The 19593-nt window shown below is 70.7% G+C and carries 19 protein-coding genes and 1 riboswitch; of the genes, 16 read left to right on the top strand and 3 right to left on the bottom strand.

Features of this window, described 5'->3' with window-relative positions:
• Positions 1-12 precede the first annotated feature (12 nt).
• Positions 13-795 (top strand): WecB/TagA/CpsF family glycosyltransferase, encoded by a 783-nt coding sequence (locus J4O73_RS04645; RefSeq protein ID WP_426215063.1) that lies wholly within the window; start codon positions 13-15, stop codon positions 793-795.
• Positions 796-802: 7 nt separating this feature from the next.
• Here the strand turns inward: J4O73_RS04645 and J4O73_RS04640 are convergent, their stop codons facing one another.
• Both J4O73_RS04640 and J4O73_RS04635 read right to left on the bottom strand, forming a co-directional pair.
• Positions 803-1681: a DUF6492 family protein gene (locus J4O73_RS04640; protein ID WP_426215061.1), complete on the bottom strand. Its 879-nt coding sequence runs from the start codon at positions 1679-1681 to the stop codon at positions 803-805.
• A gap of 24 nt (positions 1682-1705) precedes the next feature.
• Positions 1706-2845 carry a Gfo/Idh/MocA family protein gene (locus J4O73_RS04635; protein ID WP_426215059.1) on the bottom strand — a complete coding sequence of 380 codons (1140 nt, stop codon included), beginning with the start codon at positions 2843-2845 and terminating at the stop codon, positions 1706-1708.
• A gap of 183 nt (positions 2846-3028) precedes the next feature.
• Here J4O73_RS04635 and J4O73_RS04630 point away from each other — a divergent pair, with 183 nt between their 5' ends.
• The 11 genes from J4O73_RS04630 (at position 3029) to cobJ (ending at position 15096) form a co-directional block, all read left to right on the top strand.
• Complete coding sequence (locus J4O73_RS04630) at positions 3029-3976, top strand: glycosyltransferase family 2 protein (protein ID WP_426215057.1); 948 nt, start codon at positions 3029-3031, stop codon at positions 3974-3976.
• On the top strand, positions 3973-5589 hold the full coding sequence (locus tag J4O73_RS04625; RefSeq protein WP_426215055.1) for a glycoside hydrolase family 44 protein: 1617 nt from the start codon (positions 3973-3975) through the stop codon (positions 5587-5589). Before J4O73_RS04630 ends, J4O73_RS04625 begins: the two co-directional genes overlap by 4 nt.
• A 39-nt stretch (positions 5590-5628) precedes the next feature.
• A riboswitch (cobalamin riboswitch) is annotated at positions 5629-5817 on the top strand.
• 33 nt (positions 5818-5850) lie between these two features.
• Entirely contained in the window at positions 5851-6027 is a 177-nt protein-coding gene (locus J4O73_RS04620; protein ID WP_378975213.1) for a CbtB domain-containing protein, read from the top strand.
• 16 nt (positions 6028-6043) lie between these two features.
• Positions 6044-6772, top strand: a complete 729-nt coding sequence (locus J4O73_RS04615) for a CbtA family protein (protein ID WP_426215053.1) — start codon at positions 6044-6046, stop codon at positions 6770-6772.
• Positions 6765-7142, top strand: a complete 378-nt coding sequence (locus J4O73_RS04610; RefSeq protein ID WP_426215051.1) for a DUF1636 family protein — start codon at positions 6765-6767, stop codon at positions 7140-7142. The genes J4O73_RS04615 and J4O73_RS04610 overlap by 8 nt, the downstream gene beginning before the upstream one ends.
• Complete coding sequence (gene cobW, locus J4O73_RS04605) at positions 7139-8173, top strand: cobalamin biosynthesis protein CobW (protein WP_426215049.1); 1035 nt, start codon at positions 7139-7141, stop codon at positions 8171-8173. Before J4O73_RS04610 ends, cobW begins: the two co-directional genes overlap by 4 nt.
• A 42-nt stretch (positions 8174-8215) precedes the next feature.
• Positions 8216-11650 (top strand): cobaltochelatase subunit CobN, encoded by a 3435-nt coding sequence (cobN, locus tag J4O73_RS04600; protein ID WP_426215047.1) that lies wholly within the window; start codon positions 8216-8218, stop codon positions 11648-11650.
• Positions 11651-11709: 59 nt separating this feature from the next.
• A complete protein-coding gene (locus J4O73_RS04595; RefSeq protein ID WP_426215972.1) occupies positions 11710-12900 on the top strand; it encodes a precorrin-3B synthase in 1191 nt (396 codons plus the stop codon).
• The gene (locus tag J4O73_RS04590; RefSeq protein ID WP_426215045.1) at positions 12897-13559 is read left to right on the top strand and encodes a precorrin-8X methylmutase; all 663 of its coding nucleotides are present in this window, start codon (positions 12897-12899) and stop codon (positions 13557-13559) included. The genes J4O73_RS04595 and J4O73_RS04590 overlap by 4 nt, the downstream gene beginning before the upstream one ends.
• Positions 13559-14338 carry a precorrin-2 C(20)-methyltransferase gene (locus J4O73_RS04585; RefSeq protein WP_426215044.1) on the top strand — a complete coding sequence of 260 codons (780 nt, stop codon included), beginning with the start codon at positions 13559-13561 and terminating at the stop codon, positions 14336-14338. The genes J4O73_RS04590 and J4O73_RS04585 overlap by 1 nt, the downstream gene beginning before the upstream one ends.
• Positions 14335-15096 (top strand): precorrin-3B C(17)-methyltransferase, encoded by a 762-nt coding sequence (gene cobJ, locus J4O73_RS04580; RefSeq protein ID WP_426215042.1) that lies wholly within the window; start codon positions 14335-14337, stop codon positions 15094-15096. The genes J4O73_RS04585 and cobJ overlap by 4 nt, the downstream gene beginning before the upstream one ends.
• Here cobJ and J4O73_RS04575 read toward each other — a convergent pair.
• Complete coding sequence (locus tag J4O73_RS04575; protein WP_426215040.1) at positions 15063-15845, bottom strand: cobalt-precorrin-6A reductase; 783 nt, start codon at positions 15843-15845, stop codon at positions 15063-15065. The two genes, cobJ and J4O73_RS04575, sit on opposite strands and share 34 nt — an antisense overlap.
• On the opposite strand from J4O73_RS04575, the gene cbiE reads away from it, so the two are divergent.
• The 4 genes from cbiE to J4O73_RS04555 are packed head-to-tail and all read left to right on the top strand — an operon-like array spanning position 15844 to position 19584.
• Positions 15844-17079, top strand: coding sequence for a precorrin-6y C5,15-methyltransferase (decarboxylating) subunit CbiE (gene cbiE, locus J4O73_RS04570; RefSeq protein WP_426215038.1), 1236 nt, complete (start codon positions 15844-15846; stop codon positions 17077-17079). The genes J4O73_RS04575 and cbiE overlap by 2 nt on opposite strands.
• Positions 17058-17492, top strand: a complete 435-nt coding sequence (locus J4O73_RS04565; RefSeq protein ID WP_426215036.1) for a cobalamin biosynthesis protein — start codon at positions 17058-17060, stop codon at positions 17490-17492. Before cbiE ends, J4O73_RS04565 begins: the two co-directional genes overlap by 22 nt.
• Entirely contained in the window at positions 17489-18268 is a 780-nt protein-coding gene (gene cobM, locus J4O73_RS04560) for a precorrin-4 C(11)-methyltransferase (RefSeq protein WP_426215034.1), read from the top strand. The genes J4O73_RS04565 and cobM overlap by 4 nt, the downstream gene beginning before the upstream one ends.
• Complete coding sequence (locus tag J4O73_RS04555; protein WP_426215032.1) at positions 18265-19584, top strand: cobyrinate a,c-diamide synthase; 1320 nt, start codon at positions 18265-18267, stop codon at positions 19582-19584. Before cobM ends, J4O73_RS04555 begins: the two co-directional genes overlap by 4 nt.
• The last annotated feature ends 9 nt before the right edge of the window (positions 19585-19593 follow it).

The raw sequence follows: 19593 nt of genomic DNA, 5'->3' as shown, positions 1-19593 counted from the left end.
GAGCGCCGCGCCATGTCCACGATCGCCGAAACGGCTCCGACGCTCGAAGCCTCGAGCGCGGCGCGTGTGAGCTTCCTCGACCTGCCGTTCGACAGGCTCGATCTCGACGGCACACTCGACATCCTGCTGGCGGTGCCGGAGGGCGAGCGGTTCCGCTACCTCGTCACGCCCAACGTCGATCACATGATCCGGATCGCGGACGATCCCGAGACCGCGCGCCTCTATCGGGAGGCGTGGCTCTGCATCAACGACAGCCGCATCCTGACGCAGCTGGCGCGGACCTGTGGCACCGACCTGCCACCCGTGCCGGGCTCGGACCTCGTCGCGGCCCTGATGACCCACCCCCGGCTTGCGAAGGATTCACCCGTCCTGATCGTCGGCGGCAATGAGGGGCTGGCAGAGTCCGTGAGTCGACTCTGCGGACTGACGCAGGTGTCGCAGATCTCCCCGCCCATGGGCCTGCGCAAGGACCCCGCCAAGCTCGCCGCGACGGTGGAGGCCATCGAGGCCCGGCCTGCGCGCTTCGTCATCCTGGCCGTGGGCTCACCGCAGCAGGAGATGCTGGCCGCCGCCCTCGCCAAGCGTGGGATCGCGCGGGGCGTGGGCCTCTGCATCGGCGCGGGGCTCGAATTCCTCGTCGGCGAGCGCCCCCGCGCGCCGACGATCTTCCGCGTCGCCAATCTCGAATGGCTGTTCCGCCTCGCCTGCGAGCCACGCCGCCTCGCCCGCCGTTACCTGATCGACGGCCCGCGCATCTTCAAGCTGGTGTGGGACTACCGGCGCCGGGCACGCTGAGCCCCTTTCATCCGCGTGCGATGGCCTGCGCGACGATGGTGCGCCGGGCCTCGGTCGACAGCGGAATGGTCGATTGGATGCCGAGCCCGTAGCGGCCCGGCCCGACGACGGGGATGGCGCCGCCCTCCGACCAGACGGTCTCGCACAGGCTTTCGGCCGAGGGCGCATGGCCGGATGCCACCAGGCCGAGCACCTTGTCGCAATAGACGCCGTAGAGGATGTACTCGGAGAAGTCGCGGGTGGCGGCGAGCGCCTCGATGGGGTCGCGGCCCGTGACCTCGCCGATCCGCTCCAGCAGGCCCCGGACATTGGTCCGCCGCCACGTGACGAACTGATCGATGTAATCAGCCTCGTGATAATCCGAGGGCGGCAGGCCGAGCAGCGTCGAGGCCGCCCGGTGCCAGGGCGCATGCATCACGTCGTCCGCCGCACCCGGAAAGCGGGCGAGGCGCACCAGACCGCCGGTCTTCAAGGCCTCCGCCGGCAGCGGGCGCACGAAGGCGGTGTCGCTGTCGAGATGCACCACGACGTCGCTCGACGCTCCGGCGGCGGCGTTGAGCTTCATGATCTGCTGGGCGATCCAACCCCGGACCGGCCGCCCCTTGAACGAGACGTAGACGTTGCGCCGGGGCAGCCGCAGGCGGCGTCGCCATTCCGGCCCCGGCAGCGGAAGCTTGCGCAGCCAAGCGGGCAGCAACTCCTCTTGGGGCACCAGGGCGCGGCGCCCCCCGGCCAGCGGCCGGAACAGCGCCATGTCGGCCGAGGGCACCGCCAGAAGATGCGACGCGCCCATGGGAGCGAAGCGGTCGGCCGTCTCGCAGAGCAGGCGGCAACACTCGAAATCGCCCGCGAAGGACAGGGTGATCAGGGTCGGCGGGTTATCCATGGTCGATGGCTCTTTCGCCTGTTCTCAGACCGCCCAATCCATCGGCCGCAGCACACCCGCCTGCGACGAGACCGTCGCCGGGCGAGGAAACCGCTCCGGATGTTGCAGCATCTCGGTCACCTCGGTGATGTGAACCGCAAGGTCCGCATCCATCCGGCCGGGCCGACCGGCGGCGGCGGCCTCGGCGAAGTCACTGACACCGCGCAGGAAATCCATCGGTGGGCGACCGCGCCCGCTGCGGAAAGGTACGGGACGCACCGCCTTCACCACCCTGCCCTTCCGCGAAGGAAAGCGTCGTTCGAGGAAGCGGTCGAGGCGGCTCGTGGCCGTGCGCTTCAGGCGGACGGGACCGGCGAAATCCCACGGTTCCTCGACCTGCAGCACACCCGCGTCGCCCACGATCCGCAGGCGGTGATCATAGGGGGCGACGATGGAATTGGTGACGCGGGCCACGATGCCCCCGTCGAACTCCAGAAGACCGCAGGAAAAGTCCGGTGCCGGGTGCACCGGCTGGTCGCATTCCTTGTCCGGGATCAGCAGCGAGGCGTAGGCGGTGACCCGCCGCACCGGCCCGAACATGGCGACGAGCAAGGTCACCACGTAGCCGGCATGTTCGAAGGTGCAGCCGGTCTCGAACTCGCCCTCGGCCGGCCAGCGGCGCCCGCTGCGGCTGATCCAATTCCGATAATCCGCCTTATGGACCATCCCGTCATCGAGTTCGGCGTAGACGAGGCGCACGCGCCCCACGGCACCCTCGCGCACCGCGCGCCACAGCGTCTGAGCCTGCTCGCCAAGGATGTTGCTCGGTGCGGCAGCGAGGCGAACACCCGCCGTCGCCGCGGCATCGCGCAAGCTCCGGGCCTCGCTCAACGTCATGCCCAGTGGCTTCTCGGAATAGACGTGATGACCGGCAGCGATGGCCGCGCGGGTGACGGGCGCGTGGTTCTCCGGATCGGTGAGGTTCACCACGACGCCGAGATCGGGCTCGGCCAGCAAATCGGCGAGCGAAGCGTAGGCGCGGTCGCCCCAGGTCTTGGTGAAGGCGGCCAGCCGCTCCGAATCGCGATCGTAGACGCCGGCCAGTTCTAGCCTGTCCGAATGCAGATCGAGGCACTGGCGGTACATATCCGCGACATAGCCGCAGCCGACGAAAGCAATTTTCATCCTGCCCGCGCGATTGTCAGCGTTAAATTTACCATTCTCTGAGAAATTACCGCGCAAATCCGGTATTGATCTCACGTTATCAGGTGCCGACTTTACTTCCGGCTGGAATAAGTCGCACCAGTGATCAAGTTATAGCTCTTCGGTTAGTTATTCATGAACCTCCCAGAGAGCATCGGAGACGGCATGCGCGGCACCCCGCCGATCGCGGTGAGCGTGGTCATTCCCACGCTGAACCGTCACAAGGCGCTCGAGCGCGCCCTGGGCTGCATCGTCGCGCAGCAATTGCCGACCGACACGGCGGCCGAGATCGTCGTGGTCGACAACTCCGTCGACGCGAACGCGCAGGCCCTGGTCGCGCAGCTCGCGGCGGATGCGCGCCTGCCCATCCGCTACGTCTCGGTGCCGAAGCCCGGCATCGCCACGGCGCGGAACGCGGGTGTCGCGGCGGCGCGGGGCGAATGGATCGCCTTCATCGACGACGACGAGACCGGCGGCCCGCATTGGCTCGCAGCCCTGCTCGCGGTCGCCCGCCGGGGCGAATACGATGCGGTGTTCGGCCCAGTGAGCGCGCGGGCCGACGACAACCTCGAGATCGGCCCCTTCGCGGCCTATTTCGCCCGTGGCGTCACGGCCGAGGACGGCGGGGATGTGACCCACCGCGCCGCGTATCTCGGCACGAACAACTCACTCTTCGCGGCCTCGATCTGCGCGGTTCCGGGCGGCCCCTTCGAGGAGCGCCTGAACAGCATCGGCGGCGAGGACAGCCTGTTCCTGCAGCGCCTCGTGAACGAGGGGCGCCGGTTCGGGTGGGCCTCCGGCGCCGAGGTGACGGAATGGGTGCCGCCCCGTCGGCTCGATTGGGCCTATGTCCGCCGCCGCCGTTTCCTCAGCGGCCAGATCCGCACCTTCGTCCACGAGATGGCCTCGCCCCGCAGCCGTCTGAGCGTGGCCCGGTGGATGATGGTCGGCGTGGCGCAAGCCATCGTCTCGGGGGCACTGTCGCTACTCCTGGAGCCGATCAACCCGCCCGCCGCGCGACACCACCGGATCGCGGCCTGCGGCGGCCTCGGCAAGATCTTCTGGATGACCCGTTTCCGGGGCTCCCTCTACGGGACCGGGCTGGTTTCGTGAGGCCGAGCCGCCGGGCGCTTCTCACCGGCGCCGGGGCGACGATCTGGGCCAGCGCCACGGGCGCGGGCGAGGTTGCGAGCATCCGTGTTCGGAACGGCGCCCCGCCCTTCCCTGTCAGCCCGCTGATCTACGGATCGGGCGAGATCGGCACCCTCGACGGCGGCCCGCCCTCGGCGGAACTCGACCGGGCGGCCGGTGTGAGCCTGCGCCGGTTCGGCGGCAATTTCGCCACGAGCTACAACTGGACCAACAATGCCTGCAACGCCGGCAAGGACTGGCAGCAGGCGAACGGCGACTTCCTGAGCGAGTCCGTCGGCCTGCCGCAGGTCGAGCGCAACCGTCCGGCGGCGGTGATCGCGGCGATGCACGGCTCATCCCTGTCCATGGGCGCCAGCAGTATCGTGACCCTGCCGCTCGCGGGCTTCGTCGCGGCGGACAAGAACGGCCCCGTCGGGCCGGACCAGGCCGCACCGTCGGCGCGGTTCGTGCCGGTGTCCTGGGAGGGACGGCGCCCGGCCTCCGCCCCCGTCGATCCGCGGGTCGCGGACATCCCGCATTGCCTCGCCACCCTCATCGACCGGTTCGGCCCCGCCGGATCCGAAACCGGCATCCGGGGCTACATCCTCGACAACGAGCCCGGCCTGTGGGCGACCCAGCACCCACGCATTGTGCGGGCTCCGGTGCGGATCGCCGACCTGATCGCGAGGGCGCTGAAGGCGGCGCGGGTGATCAAGGCCATCGACCCCGGCGCCTGGGTGATCGGCCCGGCGAGTTGGGGCGTCACCGGCATGGTGAGCCTCCAGAACGCGCCCGATTGGGACGCCTTCAAACACCATGGCAGCTTTCTCGCCGCCTATCTCGACGCCTTCCGGCAGGCCTCCGAGCGCGACGGGCGACGCTTGCTCGATGTCCTCGACGTCCATTGGTACCCGTTCAGCGACCGGGGCACTCTGTTCCGCAGCGAGGATCCGGCGCTCGCCGCCTCGCTCCTCGACGCGCCGCGCTCCCTGACCGAGCCAGGCTTTCGCGAGGCGAGCTGGGTGACACAAGCCCTGCCGGTGGCGATGGAGGGCGGCCTGTCCCTGCCGCTCCTGCCGAGCCTGGAGCGCATCGTTCGAGGGAACTTCCCCGGCACGGGCATCGCCATCACCGAGTACAATTACGGAGGAGCGGGCCAACTCGCCTCGGGCCTCGCCCTGGCCGACGCGTTGGCCCGCTTCGCGAGAGCCGACATGCGGCTCACCGCCCATTGGGGCTCCCTCGCAGGCTGGCTCGGCACCGCCTTCCGGCTCTACCGGAACTACGACGGCAAGGGCGGCCGCTTTCCCGATTCGGGCCTTCCCGTCGATGTCTCACGCCCCGACATCCTCACGGTCCGGGCGGGCGTGGAAGGCGAGCGCCTTCATCTCGTCCTCATCAACCGCGGGTCGCAGGACGAGGCCGCCGACATCGTCTTCGACCGGCCGTTCAAGGCCGCCCGGCTCATGCGCTACGGCTTCGATGCCGCGCATCGCGACATGGCCGAGACGGACCCGCCGACGACCCTCTCAGGCCCGCTGCGCGTGACCCTGCCCTCCCGTTCCGCCCGGCATTGCGTGCTGACGCCGGTCTAAAACGGTTCTGCTTGCCGTTGTGCCAAGGGCGGAAGCCAGATACACAGGAGGGATGACGGTGCCCCGCAAGGGGTGAAAAGGGAACGCGGTGAGGGTGTGCCCGAACCCGCGGCTGCCCCCGCAACTGTAAGCGGCGAGCGCCTGCCAGCAGCCACCGGAGCGATCCGGGAAGGCGGCGGGCGCGCCCTAGCCGCGAGCCAGGAGACCTGCCGTCATCCTCGACGTTCAACGTGCCGCCGGTGGGGCGGCAGGAGAGCCCTGATGACGACCACGACCCTCGCCCCCGTCGCGATCCGCTCGAACGAGCGCCTGCTCGCAGTCGCCATGGCGGCCTTCCTCGGCCTCGGCCTCGTGTTCATGGCGGGCTTCTCGCCGGCCATCGCGTTCCACAACGCGGCGCACGACTTCCGGCACGCCCAGAACTTCCCCTGCCACTGACGCCCACGCGCCAGGGATGATCCTCAGGCTTCTGTCGGCGGCACTGGCCGCCGGCTTCCTCGCGGCTATCGTCGCCACGGGGCTCCAACTCGCGTTGACCTCTCCCCTCATCGTCGAGGCGGAACGGTACGAGATGCGGGAGCCCACCCGTGCGGCGCAGGCACTGCCCATTATTCTCGCCCATTCGGGGCATGACCACGCGGCACCCGATGCCGCGCCCGAATGGCAACCCGCACCCGGCTTCCAGCGCATGGCCTTCACCGGGCTCGCGACCCTCGTCGGCGGCGTCGGCTACGCGCTGCTCCTCGGCGCGGTGCTGATCGCGCTCGGCCGCGAGCCGACCTTGCAGACCGGGCTCGCCTTCGCGCTGGCCGGGTTCGCCAGCGTCGCCCTCGCCCCGGCCCTTGGTCTGCCGCCGGAACTGCCGGGACAGGAGGCGGCACCGATCCTCGCGCGGCAGGTCTGGTGGGCCATGACGGCGGTCGGCACCGCGATGGGGCTCTACCTGATCGGCGTCCGCCGCTCGCTCATCGGCATCCTCGGCGGCCTCGTGTTGATCGTCGCGCCGCATGTCGTCGGCGCGCCGCAGCCTCCGGCGGGAACGTCCGAACTCCCGGCAGTTCTGGCCGCGCAATTCGCCGCCCGGTCGCTGGCGATCAGCGCGGTATTCTGGGCCATGATCGGCCTCGGCTTCGGCTGGGCGTGGCAGAGCTTCGGCCCCGCGAAGGGCGCCCGCCATGTCTGAGGCGGAAACGATCCTCTACGTCTGCACCACCTGCCGACGGGAGGGTGACGACCCGGAGGCGCCCCGCGCCGGGGCACGTCTCCATGCCGAACTGGTGCAGCGTGCAGGCGCCCTGCGCGTCGAGCCGGTGGAATGCCTGTCGGTGTGCAAGCGGCCCTGCACCGTGGCCGTCGCCTCTCCCGGACGCTGGACCTACGTCTACGGGGATCTCGACCCGGTCGAGGCGGCCGAGACGATCCTGGCGGGCATCGGCGCCTATGCCGGAACGCCGGACGGCATCGTGCCCTGGCGCGAGCGCCCCAAGGAATTCCGTTCAGGCGTTATCGCCCGCATCCCTCCGTTTCCCCCGCGCCCCGAGGCCGCCGAATGACCATCGTCGCGAAGATTCCCTGCACGATCGTCACCGGCTTCCTGGGAGCCGGGAAGACGACCCTCGTCCGCCACGTCGTGGAGAATGCGAAGGGCCGTAAGCTCGCCATCCTCGTCAACGAGTTCGGTGATGTCGGCTTCGACCGCTCGTTCCTGGCCGCCTGCGGCGTCGAGGGCTGCACCGAGGAGTCCATCGTCGAGCTTCCGAACGGCTGCATCTGCTGCACGGTGGCCGACGATTTCGTGCCCGCGCTCGAAACGCTGCTCTCCCGCGCCGAGCCGCCGGAGCACATCCTGATCGAGACCTCCGGCCTCGCCCTGCCGAAGCCGCTGGTCCAGGCTTTCCAATGGCCCGCCATCCGCTCGCGCGTGACCGTGGACGGCGTCGTCGCGGTGGTGGACGGGCCTGCCGTGGCGACCGGCGCCTTCGCCGAGGATCCGGAGGCGCTCGCCGCTCAGCGCGCGGCGGATACGAGCGTCGATCACGACAACCCCCTCGAAGAGGTGTTCGAGGATCAGCTCCTCTGCGCCGACCTCGTAGTGCTCAACAAGGCCGACCTGATGGATGCGGCCGGGCTCGCCAAGGTGCGCGCCGAGGTGGAGGGCCACCTGCCCCGCGCCGTGAAGCTGGTGGAGACCGCGAACGGCGCCATCGACCCGCGCGTGCTGCTCGGCCTCGGCGCGGCGGCCGAGGACGACCTCGCCAACCGCCCCTCGCATCATGGCGAGGGCGAGGATCACGACCACGACGATTTCGAGACCGTGGCCCTGCCGGTGCGCGCCGCCGTGACGGCGGGCGACCTCGCCGCCCGAGTCGAGAAGGCGGCGGAGACCGAGGGCGTCCTGCGGATCAAGGGATTCGTGGAAGTCGAGGGCAAGCCCATGCGCCTCGTGGTGCAGGGCGTCGGACGCCGGGTGTCTCACCATTTCGACCGTCCCTGGCGCTCGGGCGAGGCCCGCGATGGCCGCCTCGTCGTGATCGGCCTGAAGGGCTTCGACCAGAACGCGGTGGCGAAGGCGCTCGCGGGATGATCCCAGCTCCGGCCTTGCCGCGCGCCGGTTAGGGAGGGCCCCATGCACCTCCTGCGCGTCGACACGGTCTCCCTGGACGAAGGCGAGGCGGCGGTGGATCTCGGCCAGGAGCCGGGCGACCTCGTGGTCCTGTCCTTCACGGATAGCGACCTCGCGGGCCTCGCCCGTGCCCATGCGTCGGCGCCGGGTCTGCCCTCGCTCCGGCTCGCCAAGCTCGCGAAGCTGCGTCACCCGCTCTCGGTCGATCTCTACGTCGAGAAGGTGATCGCCCAGGCGCGCGCGGTGGTGATCCGCTGCCTCGGCGGGCTCGATTACTGGCGCTACGGCGTCGAACGCTGTGCCGAGGCGGCACGGGCGAACGGCGTCGTGCTCGCCGTGCTGCCGGGGGACGACAGGCCCGATCCACGCCTCGCGGCCTTCTCCACCGATCCCGCCCTGGCCGACGAACTCGACCGTTATTTTCGCGCCGGCGGGCCGGAGAACCTGCGCCGCATGTTCCAGCGCCTCACGGTGGAGATCGGCCAGGGCGGGGAGGCCGAGCCTCCCGTTCCGCTGCCGCGCGGCTTCGCGTGGTGTCCCGGCTGCGGGCCGGTGGCGCTGGATGTCGCCCTGGGGGCGGGGCGGAGCGGTGCACCTTTCCTCCTGAGCACCACCGTCATTGCGAGCGAAGCGAAGCAATCCAGGGAAGCGCCTCGTCTGGAGAAGGCCCGCAGCTCTGGATTGCTTCGCTTCGCTCGCAGTGACGAGTTTGGCGGAGGGAACGGAGACGTCACTCCCCTCGCCCTTCTCCTCGTCTACCGTTCAGCCATCCTCGGTGGCGACACCGCCCCCTTCGAGGCGCTGGCGCTGGCGCTTCAGGAGCGTGGGATCGGCACGATGACGCTCGCTGTGTCGAGCCTCAAGGATCCTGACGCAGTGGCCGCCGTGAAGGCTGCGCTTGCGGCCAAGCGGCCGGATATCGTGATCGCGGCCACAGCCTTCTCTGCGCGGGACGATGCCGGGTTCGTCCTCGACCGCGCCGGTTGCCCGGTCCTCCAGGCTTTCACCGTGGGCTCACCCCATGCAGCCTGGGAGGCGTCGGCGCGGGGGTTGAGTGCCTCCGACCTCGCCATGCAGGTCGCCCTGCCGGAATTCGACGGGCGGCTCGCGGGCTTCCCGATCGCGTTCAAGGAAGAGGCACCGGAAGAACAGGGATTCTCCGAGCGGCGGCTCGTCCCCTTTCCCGAGGGCATCGCCGCGCTCGCCGAGCGGGCGCGCGGCTGGCTGCGGCTAGCCGCCCTCCCCCGGGCCGAGCGCCGGGTGGCCGTGGTGATGTCCGATTACCCCGCGCGGGGAGGACGGGCAGGGTTCGCGGTGGGGCTCGACACGCCCGAGAGCGCTCACGCGCTGTTCTCCGATCTGGCGCAGGCCGGATACCCCGCCCTTGATCTTCCTGAGACCGATGCGCTGATGCGAGCGCTGACCGAGGGCGAGGCCGCGTTCGCCGTTCCGCTCGCGGATTACATTGCGTGGCTTGAGACGCTGCCCGAAGGACTCCGCGATGCCATTCGCGATGCCTGGGGTGATCCGGCGGACGATCCGCAGTGCCGCGAGGGCTCGTTCCTCTTTCGCAGGGTCGGCGGCGCCTGTGCCCTGTTCCTCCAGCCCGACCGGGGCCGGGATTCCGACCGCAAGGCGGGCTACCATGACCCCGACCGGGTGCCGACCCACGCCTACTGCGCCTTTCATCTCGGCCTTCGCAGGGATTTCGACGCGCTGGTGCAACTCGGCACTCACGGCACCACGGAATGGCTGCCGGGCAAGGCGGTGGCCCTGTCGCCCCTGTGCTGGCCCTCGCTCTGCGTCGGTGCCCTGCCGGTGATCTATCCCTTCGTCGTGGATGATCCCGGTGAGGCCGCCCCGGTGAAGCGACGGCTCGGCGGGATCGCGCTCGGGCATCTCACCCCCACCATCGCTCGCGCCGGGTTGCCACCCGAGTCGGCGCGTCTGCGGGAATTGGTGGAGGAATATTCCTCCGCAACCATCCTCGACCCTCGCCGGGCGAAGCTGCTCGCCACCGCCATCCTCGAAGAGGCCGAAGGCCACGGCCTGCTCGCGGGCGCGGGCATCCCGGCCGATGCGCCGATGGAAGACGCCCTGACCGCCCTCGACGCCCACCTTTGCGACCTCGGCGAGACCGCCTTCCGCGATGGGCTGCACATCTTCGGCCGCGCGCCGGAGGATGCGCCCGAGCCCGTCCGCGCCAGCGCGGCGGGGGAACGGGCGGGCCTGCTTGCGGCGCTCGACGGCCGTTTCGTCTCCCCCGGCCCGGCCGGATCGCCTTCGCGCGGTCGGCTCGACGTGATGCCGACCGGGCGCAACCTCACCACCCTCGATCCCCGCGCCATCCCGAGCCGGGCCGCGACCCTGCTCGGCGAGAAGGCGGCGCAGGCGGTGGTGACGCGCTACCTGCAGGACGAGGGCAGCTATCCCGCCCGCATCGTCATGGATCTCTGGGCGTCCCCGACCCTGCGCACCGGGGGCGAGGACGTGGCCCATGCCCTGTCGCTGATGGGTGTTCGCCCGGTCTGGGACCACGCCAGCACCCGCGTCACCGGCTTCGAGGTGCTTCCGCTCGCGGTGCTCGATCGCCCGCGCGTCGATGTGACGATGCGGGTCTCCGGCGCTTTCCGCGACACCTTCCCCGACACGCTGGCGCTGCTCGACCGGGCCGTGCGCGCCGTCGCCGCCCGCGATGAGGACGAGGAGGACAACCCCCTCGCCGCCGCCGCCCGCCGTGGCGAGGCCGGAGCACGGGTCTACGGCGCGGCCCCCGGCCGCTACGGCGCGGGCGCGGCCTCACTCGCCCTCGATGGGGATTGGCAGGCGCGCGCCGATCTCGGCCGGGCCTATCTCGACGCCAGCGGCTACGCCTATGGCGATCGCGAGGGGCCGGATGCCGGGTTCGGTGAACGCGTGGCCCAGGCCGATGCCTACGCCCATGCCTTCGACGTGGCGGAGCGCGACCTGTTCGACGGCGATGCAGCAGTCGATGCCATGGGCGGGTTCGCCGCCGCCGCGAACCTCACGGGCGCGAGCCCGGCCCTCTACAGCCTCGACGTTTCCGAGCCGGAGCGGCCCAAGGCCCGTACCGCACGGGAGGATTCGGCCCGGCTGATCCGCGCGCGGCTCGCCGATCCGCGTTGGATCGCGGCGCAACTGCGCCATGGCTATCGCGGGGCGCAGGAATTGGCGCAGGGGCTCGATGCGGTCTTCGTCCTGGCGGCGGGCAGCGATGCCGTGACCGATGCCGGGTTCGAAACCCTCTACTCCGCCTGGATCGCCGACCCGGACGTGTTCGAGCGCCTGCGCGCCGCCAACCCCGCCGCCACGCGGGCGATCCTCGACCGGTTCGACGAGGCCCGCGAGCGCGGCCTCTGGACGAGCCGCCGCAACGCCCTGCCTGCCGACGCGCTGATGGGCGAGGCGGCGGAGTGAGTTCGCGCGCCCTCCCCGATAGCGCCCGCCGGGGCTGGTGCCCCGGTCTCGGACGGCCCATGCCGACCGGCGACGGGCTGCTCGCGCGCATCCACCCTCCGCTGGGCATCCTGACGCTCGCCCAGGCCAGGGCGGTGGCGGAGGGCGCCCGCCGCTACGGCAACGGTCATCTCGACCTGACCGCGCGGGCAAACCTTCAGATCCGCGGTGTCAGCGAGGCGACGACGGCGCCCTTGACCGCCCTTCTCGGTGCGGTCGGCCTCGGCGACACCCGTACGGATGGCGGCCCGCAGCGCCTGACCCTGACGAGCCCGCTGGCCGGGCGTGAGCCCCTCGACATCCCCGCTCTCGCGCGTGCCATTGAGGATATGGGGCGCGGCGTTCCCGGCCTGCCAGCGAAGACCCTCGTGGCCGTGGGCCTGCGGATGGACGAGGCGGATTTGTCCGTTCTGTCGCTGGCGGCGGATCGCGTGGCCATCGTCGCCGGGACGTCCGTCTGGGCGTGCAGTTCGACGGACACCCCTTCCGCCATCGGCGCCCTGCTCACCGCCTTCGCGGCGACGGGCAAGCGGCGGATGCGGGAGGTCCCTCCCGATACCCTCACCATTCCCCGTCATTGCCAGCAGAGCGAAGCAATCCAGGGCGGCGGGCCGTCCGCGAATGTGGTGCCGGGCCTGTCGAGCCACGGGGGTCAGCCCATCTTCGCCCTCGACGCGCCCTTCGGCCGCTGCACCGTCGAGGCGTTTGAGCGGCTGATCGCCGTCGCGGAAACCATCGGCGCGCCGGAATTCCGCCTGTCGCCCACCCGCGGCATCGTCCTGCTGCCATCCCACCCGGAGCGGGTCCGCCTCGCCGATATCGCCGCCGATTTCATCACCACGGCGGACGATCCCCGCCGGGCGGTGGCCACCTGCACGGGCGCGCCCGCCTGCGCCTCGGGCTCGACGCCGACGCTTCGGGATGCCGCGAGCGTGGCGGACGCCTTCCGGCCGCTGGCGGCGCGGGGCCTCGTGGCGCATGTCTCCGGCTGTACCAAGGGCTGTGCCAAGCCCGGCCCGGCCGACCTGACCCTCGTGGGACGCGAGGGCCAGTACGGCGTCGTCATCGGTGGAAATCCGAGCGACACACTGTCCCTTCAGATCCCTATCGAGGCGGCGATAGAGCGTTTAGGAAGGGCGGCAAGTGTCGGGCTTGCCGCCGCCTTCGCGCCGGCTTCCATCGATATCGGGAGGAACCGGAGACCCGCATGAGCGCGAGCCCGAACGCCGTGCAGCCAGACGCGTCGCGTTACGACTATGTCCGCGATGGCGGCGCGATCTACGCGAAATCCTTCGCCATCATCCGCGCCGAGGCCGATCTCGCCCGCTGGAGCGGCGCAGCCGAACGCTGCGTCGTGCGCATGATCCATGCCTGCGGCATGACCGATCTGCCCAAGGACGTGGAGATGTCGGACGATTTCGCGGAAGCGGGCGTCGCCGCGCTCGCGGGCGGCGCGCCCATCCTCTGCGACGTGCACATGGTAGCCGATGGCGTCACCCGCGCCCGGTTGCCGGCTGACAACAAGGTGATCTGCACCCTGCGCGATCCCCGCGTGCCGGACATGGCGCAGCGGCTCGGCACCACCCGCTCGGCGGCGGCGATGGAATTGTGGCGTGAGATCCTGCCGGGCAGCGTGGTGGCGGTCGGCAACGCGCCGACCTCGCTGTTCCGCCTGCTCGAACTGCTGGACGAGGGTGTCGCGCCCCCGGCCGCGATCATCGGCATCCCTGTCGGGTTCGTGGGTGCGGCGGAATCGAAGGAGGCCCTGGCGCGGGACGGACGGGTGCCGTTCGTCGTCGTCCACGGGCGTCGGGGCGGCAGCGCCATGACGGCGGCAGCCGTCAACGCGCTCGCCAGCGAGGTCGAGTGATGGACGGGCTCGTGCCCTTCGAGGGCGAGACGGAAGACCTGCCGCGCATGGCGACGACGGGCACGCTCTATGGCGTCGGCATGGGGCCGGGTGATCCCGACCTGCTGACCGTGAAGGCGCGGCGCATCCTGGAGCGGGCGCCGGTCCTCGTGCATTTCTGCAAGCAGGGTAAGCGCGGCAACGCGCGCGGCATCGCCGACGCGATCCTGCGAGACCCGTCGCGGGAAATGGCGCTCGCCTATCCCTACACGACCGAGCTTCACCCGGAGCACCCGGACTACGTGTCCGCGCTGGCCGCCTTCTACGACGAGGCATCGGACAAGCTCGCCGCCCATCTCGGTGCGGGCCGGGACGTGGCGATCCTGTCCGAAGGCGATCCCTTCTTCTACGGGTCGTTCATGCACCTGTGGCGGCGCCTGAAAGATCGCTTTCCCGTGGATGTCGTTCCCGGCGTCACGGGCATGTCCGGCTGCTGGACGCGAGCGGGCACGCCGATCACCTGGGGCGACGACGTCCTCACCGTGCTCCCGGCGACCCTGTCCTTCGACACGCTGGTCGAGCGCCTGCGCGGCACCGACGCCGCCGTGGTGATGAAGCTCGGGCGACACTTGCCGAAGGTGCGCAAGGCGCTGACCGAGGCGGGGCTCCTGTCCCGCGCGGTCTATGTCGAGCGCGGGACCATGCCGGGCGAGCGGGTCATCCCGCTCGAAGTCAAGGCGGACGACGACGCGCCGTATTTCTCCATGGTCCTCGTTCCAGGCGAAGGCCGACGCCCGTGAGTGGCAGCGTCACGGTGGTCGGGCTCGGGCCGGGCGATCCGTCCCTGCTGACCGAGTCCGCCCGCCGCGCCCTCGACAGGGCGACGGATCTGATCGGCTATTTTCCCTATGTCGCCCGCGTCCCGGAGCGCGAGGGTCTGGTTCGCCACGCCAGCGACAATCGGGTGGAGGTCGACCGCGCCCGCCATGCTCTGGCGCTCGCGGCCTCCGGTCGGCATGTCGCGGTGGTCTCTGGGGGAGATCCCGGCGTCTTCGCCATGGCGGCGGCGGTGTTCGAGGCGGTGGAGCAGGGCGAGCCCGACTGGCGCGACCTCGCCATCACCGTCGAACCAGGCATCACCGCCATGCTCGCGGCGGCGGCCCGGCTCGGCGCACCGCTCGGCGGGGATTTCTGCGCGATGTCGCTGTCCGACAACCTCAAACCCTGGCCGGTCGTGACCGCGCGGCTCGAAGCCGTGCTGCGGGCGGATTTCGTGGTGTCGCTCTACAACCCGATCTCCAAGGCCCGGCCCTGGCAACTCGGGGCGGCGCTCGACCTCGCCGCCAGCATCCGGGCGCCCGAGACCCCGGTGATGTTCGCCCGCGCCATCAGCCGACCGGACGAGGCGATCCGCGTGACGACCCTGTCGGAAGCCGAAGCCTCGCAGGCCGACATGGCGACGATCGTGATCCTCGGCGCCACCGGGACGCGGCTGATCCCGCGCGAGGGCAAGGCCCCGTTCGTCTACACCCTGCGCAGCGTGCCGGGTGCCGCGTGACCACCCGCCCGCAACCATGTGAGCGCCCTCGCCGCGTCGGGCACGCTCGGCACATCGGGCTTCAGCGGACGGCGGACCATCACCATGGGGAGGCCGAGGCTGCGGGCCGCGATGACCTTCCCATAGGTCGCCGCGCCCCCGGCATTCTTGCTGACGACCACCTCGATACCCGCCTCGCGCATCAGGGCCGCTTCCGCCTGCGCATCGAACGGGCCGCGCGCGGCGATGGTGGTGAGCCTCGGCACCGGCAGCGTATCGCCGATCGGTTCGATGCTGCGCACGACATAGGTGTGGTGTGGCGCGTCCGCGAAGGCCGCCACCTCCTGCCGACCGATGGTGAGGAAGACATGGCGCGGCACGGGCCCGAGCGCCCGCGCCGCTGCCGCCATGTCCTCGACCTCGATCCAGTGATCGCCCTCCCCCGCCTCCCAGGCTGGGCGACGGATCGCGAGCAATGGAAGTCCGGCGATCCGCGCCGCCTCGGCCGCGTTGGCGGAGATCCGCGCGGCGAAGGGATGGGTGGCGTCGATGAACGCCGCGATTCGCTCCTCAGCCAGGAAGCGGGCGAGCCCCTCTGCGCCGCCGAAGCCACCGACCCGCACCGGCACGGCCGCGGCCATCGGCGTGCGGGTGCGCCCGGCCAGCGAAAGGGTCGTCTCATAGGCGGGCTCGGTCGCGAGCGCCTTGGCGAGGGCGGTCGCCTCCGTGGTGCCGCCGAGGATCAGAAGTCGCGTCGCGGAATCGGGCATGGCCGCCTTGTCCCCGCCCGGTGAGCCGATGTCGAGCCGCCGTTGGCTGACCATCGTCGGGATCGGCGAGGATGGGCGCGCGGGTCTCTCGCCCGCCGCCACCGCCGCCCTCGACGCGGCGGAGGTCGTCTATGGCGGGCGCCGCCATTTCGAATTGGCCGGGCCACTCACGGCCGAGAGGCGCTCCTGGCCGAGCCCGATCCACGAAGCCTATCCTGGCATTCTCGCCCGGCGGGGGCAGGCGACCTGTATTCTCGCCACCGGTGATCCCTTCCATTACGGCATCGGCGCCGAGATCGCCCGGCTTGTCCCGGCGGACGAGATCGCGGCCTTCCCCCAGCCGTCGGCATTCAGCCTCGCCTGCGCCCGCCTGGGCTGGCCTCTGGCGGAATGCGATCTCGTGACCCTGCATGGGCGGGCCTCGGAGCGGATCATCCCGCATCTGCGGCCGGGCGCGCGCCTGCTCGTCCTCTCGTGGGACGGACACACCGCCGCCGCGCTCGCCGCGCTCCTGACCGGACGCGGCTTCGGGGCAAGCCACATCACGGTGCTGGAAGCGATGGGCGGCCCGCGCGAGCGGATCCGCAGCGCCCGCGCCGAGGCCTTCGAGTGGGATGGAATCGATGCCCTGAACACTGTGGCCATCGAGGTCACGGGCGAGGCCGAGGGTCTGCCGCTCACGCCCGGCCTGGACGACGCTCTGTTCGAGAATGACGGCCAACTCACCAAATCCGAGATCCGCGCGCTGACCCTCTCCGCCCTTCGGCCGCAGCCGGGGCGGCTTTTGTGGGATATCGGTGCGGGTGCTGGCTCGGTGTCGATCGAGTGGATGTTGCGGGCGCCCTCGCTGAGGGCCACAGCCATCGAGGCCAAACCCGAACGGGCGGAGCGGATCCGCCGCAACGCCCTGTCGCTCGGCGTGCCCGGCCTGTCGGTCGTGCTCGGCCGCGCTCCGGAGGCTCTGAATGGGCTACCGCCGCCGGATGCGGTCTTCATCGGTGGCGGCGTGTCCGAACCCGGGCTGATCGACTTCGCCGCCGGGGCCCTGCGGCCGGGCGGACGCTTCGTCGCCAATGCGGTAACGCTGGAGGGCGAGGCCGCCCTGCTCGCGGCCTATGCCGAACGGGGCGGCAGCCTCCGGCGCTTCACCGTGGGGCGTGCGACGCCGGTCGGCGGGCTTCAGGGCTGGCGCATGGCGATGCCCGTGACCCAATGGGCCTGGACCAAGCCGTGAGCGTGGCTCGCCCGATCGTTGCCGGAATCGGCTTCCGTCGTAACGCCGAAGCAGCCGAGATCACGGCTTTGATCACGCGCGCGCTGGAAGCGGCCGGGGCAGAGCCGGAGCATCTAGCAGCCATCGCCACCGCCCTCGACCGGGCGGGGGATCGAGCGATCCGGGAGGCGGCGAAACATTTCGGCCTCGCGCCGATGGGCGTCGCCCGCGATGCGCTGACAGCCTGCGATGCCGCCGTCGAGACCCGGTCGGCGCGGATCGAAGCCTTATGGGGGGTCGGCTCGCTCTGCGAGGCGGCGGCCCTGGCGGCGGCAGGGCCTGGCGCGCACCTCGCGCTGCCCCGGATCGCCAGCGGCAGCGTCACCTGCGCACTGGCCTTCCGTCGCGAAACCCGCCAGAGGGCTGAAGGATGACCGTCCATTTCATCGGCGCGGGGCCGGGCGCAGCCGACCTGATCACCGTGCGTGGCCGCGACCGTATCGCCGCCTGCCCGATCTGCCTCTATGCCGGCTCCCTCGTCGCCCCCGAGATTCTGACCTGGTGTCCGCCGGGCGCACGGATCGTCGATACGGCGCCTCTTTCCCTCGACGCCATCATGGCCGAGATCGAGGCCGCCCACGCGCAAGGACTGGACGTGGCGCGGCTGCATTCAGGCGACCTTTCGATCTGGTCCGCCCTGGCCGAGCAGCTGCGCCGCCTCGATCGGCTCGGCATTCCCTACACTCTCACCCCCGGCGTGCCCTCCTTCGCGGCGGCGGCCTCGGTTCTTGAGCGGGAACTGACTGTGCCGGGCCTCGCGCAATCCGTGGTGCTGACCCGGACCTCCGGTCGCGCCAGCGCCATGCCCGAGCGCGAGAGGCTGGCCGCCTTCGCCGCCACGGGCGCGACACTCGCGATCCACCTGTCGATCCATGTCATCGATTCGGTGGCGCAGGAACTCGTGCCCCATTACGGCGCCGATTGTCCCGTCGCCGTCGTCTTTCGGGCGACGTGGCCGGACGAGGCCGTCATCCGCGGCTCGCTGGCGACGATCCCACAACTTGTGCATGCTGCAACCCTAGAGCGGACCGCAATTATTTTTGTGGGACCTGCTCTGGACGCCCGCGAATTCCGGGAAAGCGCTCTTTACGCCGCCGATTACGATCGCCGATTCCGGCCGAACGGCGCCGTCGGGGGCAAATCACCATGAGTGCGCGAGGCCTTCTCGTCGCCGCGCCGCGCTCGGGGTCAGGCAAGACGACCGTCACATTGGCGCTGATGCGCGCCCTCCGTCGCCTGGGGTTGCGCATCCGGGGCGCGAAATGCGGGCCCGATTACATCGATCCGGCCTTCCACTGGGCGGCCACGGGTGAGCCGAGCTTCAACCTCGACAGCTTCGCCATGCCCCCCGCGCTGCTCGATGGCTTGGCGAGCGCCTCGGCGGCGCAGGCCGATCTCGTCCTCGCAGAGGGATCGATGGGTCTGTTCGACGGGGTTCGCGCCGCCGAGAGCCGGTCCGGCGCCAATGCCGACATCGCCGCACGTTACGGCTGGCCGGTCGTTCTGGTGATCGACGTTTCGGGCGCGGCCCAATCGGCTGCCGCCGTCGCACTCGGCTGCCGCGTCTACGATCCGCGCGTGACCATTGCCGGGGTGATCCTCAACAAGGTCGCGAGCCCCCGTCACCGCCGCCTGGTCGAGGCGGGGATGGAGAAGGCGGGCTTAAGGGTGTTCGGCGCTTTCCCACGGGAGGCGGGACTGGTGCTGCCAGAGCGCCATCTCGGCCTTGTCCAGGCCGGCGAGACTGCCGATCTCGCGGCCCGATTGGAGAAGCTTGCCGACATGGCCGAGGCCGGTTTGGACCTCACTGCGCTCATGGAGGCCGCAGGCGGTTCGGTTCCGGCGGGAGCGGAGCGATCCATCGTGCCGCCGCCAGGGCAGCGCATCGCCATCGCTCAGGACGAAGCGTTCAGCTTCCTCTATCCGCATATGGAGCGGGGTTGGCGGGAGGCGGGGGCCGAACTCGTGCCGTTCTCGCCCCTGGCCGACGAGGCGCCACCCGAGGCGTGCGATTGTTGCTGGCTACCGGGAGGCTATCCGGAACTCCATGCGGGCCGGATCGCCGCCGCACAGCACTTTTTGGAAGGCACCCGTGCCTTCGCACGCACCCGCCCGGTTCATGGCGAATGCGGTGGCTACATGGTGCTGGGTGAGAGCCTGGAGGATGCCGAGGGGGCCATCCATCCGATGCTGGGATTATTGCCGGTGGCGACGTCCTACCGTCGCCGGAAATTGCATCTCGGCTATCGCGTGGCGCGGTTGGCCGAGGATGGAACGCTGGGACGCCGCGGCGCCTGCCTGATCGGGCACGAGTTCCATTATGCCAGCGTCACTTCGGAGGCGCCGGACGAAGCCAGCGCACTTGCCCGTATCGCCGATGCCGAGGGAACCGATCTCGGTTTCATGGGGCACCGGCTCGGCCACGTCAGTGGAAGTTTCTTCCATCTGATCGCGGCCGGCGAGTGACGATGACTT

The organism is Methylobacterium sp. NFXW15, from assembly GCF_049887755.1.
In the GTDB taxonomy this organism is placed as follows: domain Bacteria; phylum Pseudomonadota; class Alphaproteobacteria; order Rhizobiales; family Beijerinckiaceae; genus Methylobacterium.
This window is presented reverse-complemented; position numbering and strand designations above follow the sequence as displayed.

Excerpts from the sequence above, each read along its gene's own strand:
- J4O73_RS04645 (WP_426215063.1), top strand. The coding sequence starts at position 13 with ATGTCCACGATCGCCGAAACGGCTCCGACGCTCGAAGCCTCGAGCGCG.
- J4O73_RS04640 (WP_426215061.1), bottom strand. The coding sequence starts at position 1,681 with ATGGATAACCCGCCGACCCTGATCACCCTGTCCTTCGCGGGCGATTTC.
- J4O73_RS04635 (WP_426215059.1), bottom strand. The coding sequence starts at position 2,845 with ATGAAAATTGCTTTCGTCGGCTGCGGCTATGTCGCGGATATGTACCGC.
- J4O73_RS04630 (WP_426215057.1), top strand. The coding sequence starts at position 3,029 with ATGCGCGGCACCCCGCCGATCGCGGTGAGCGTGGTCATTCCCACGCTG.
- J4O73_RS04620 (WP_378975213.1), top strand. The coding sequence starts at position 5,851 with ATGACGACCACGACCCTCGCCCCCGTCGCGATCCGCTCGAACGAGCGC.
- J4O73_RS04615 (WP_426215053.1), top strand. The coding sequence starts at position 6,044 with ATGATCCTCAGGCTTCTGTCGGCGGCACTGGCCGCCGGCTTCCTCGCG.
- J4O73_RS04610 (WP_426215051.1), top strand. The coding sequence starts at position 6,765 with ATGTCTGAGGCGGAAACGATCCTCTACGTCTGCACCACCTGCCGACGG.
- cobW (WP_426215049.1), top strand. The coding sequence starts at position 7,139 with ATGACCATCGTCGCGAAGATTCCCTGCACGATCGTCACCGGCTTCCTG.
- cobN (WP_426215047.1), top strand. The coding sequence starts at position 8,216 with ATGCACCTCCTGCGCGTCGACACGGTCTCCCTGGACGAAGGCGAGGCG.
- J4O73_RS04595 (WP_426215972.1), top strand. The coding sequence starts at position 11,710 with ATGCCGACCGGCGACGGGCTGCTCGCGCGCATCCACCCTCCGCTGGGC.
- J4O73_RS04590 (WP_426215045.1), top strand. The coding sequence starts at position 12,897 with ATGAGCGCGAGCCCGAACGCCGTGCAGCCAGACGCGTCGCGTTACGAC.
- J4O73_RS04585 (WP_426215044.1), top strand. The coding sequence starts at position 13,559 with ATGGACGGGCTCGTGCCCTTCGAGGGCGAGACGGAAGACCTGCCGCGC.
- cbiE (WP_426215038.1), top strand. The coding sequence starts at position 15,844 with ATGGCCGCCTTGTCCCCGCCCGGTGAGCCGATGTCGAGCCGCCGTTGG.
- J4O73_RS04575 (WP_426215040.1), bottom strand. The coding sequence starts at position 15,845 with ATGCCCGATTCCGCGACGCGACTTCTGATCCTCGGCGGCACCACGGAG.
- J4O73_RS04565 (WP_426215036.1), top strand. The coding sequence starts at position 17,058 with ATGGGCCTGGACCAAGCCGTGAGCGTGGCTCGCCCGATCGTTGCCGGA.
- cobM (WP_426215034.1), top strand. The coding sequence starts at position 17,489 with ATGACCGTCCATTTCATCGGCGCGGGGCCGGGCGCAGCCGACCTGATC.
- J4O73_RS04555 (WP_426215032.1), top strand. The coding sequence starts at position 18,265 with ATGAGTGCGCGAGGCCTTCTCGTCGCCGCGCCGCGCTCGGGGTCAGGC.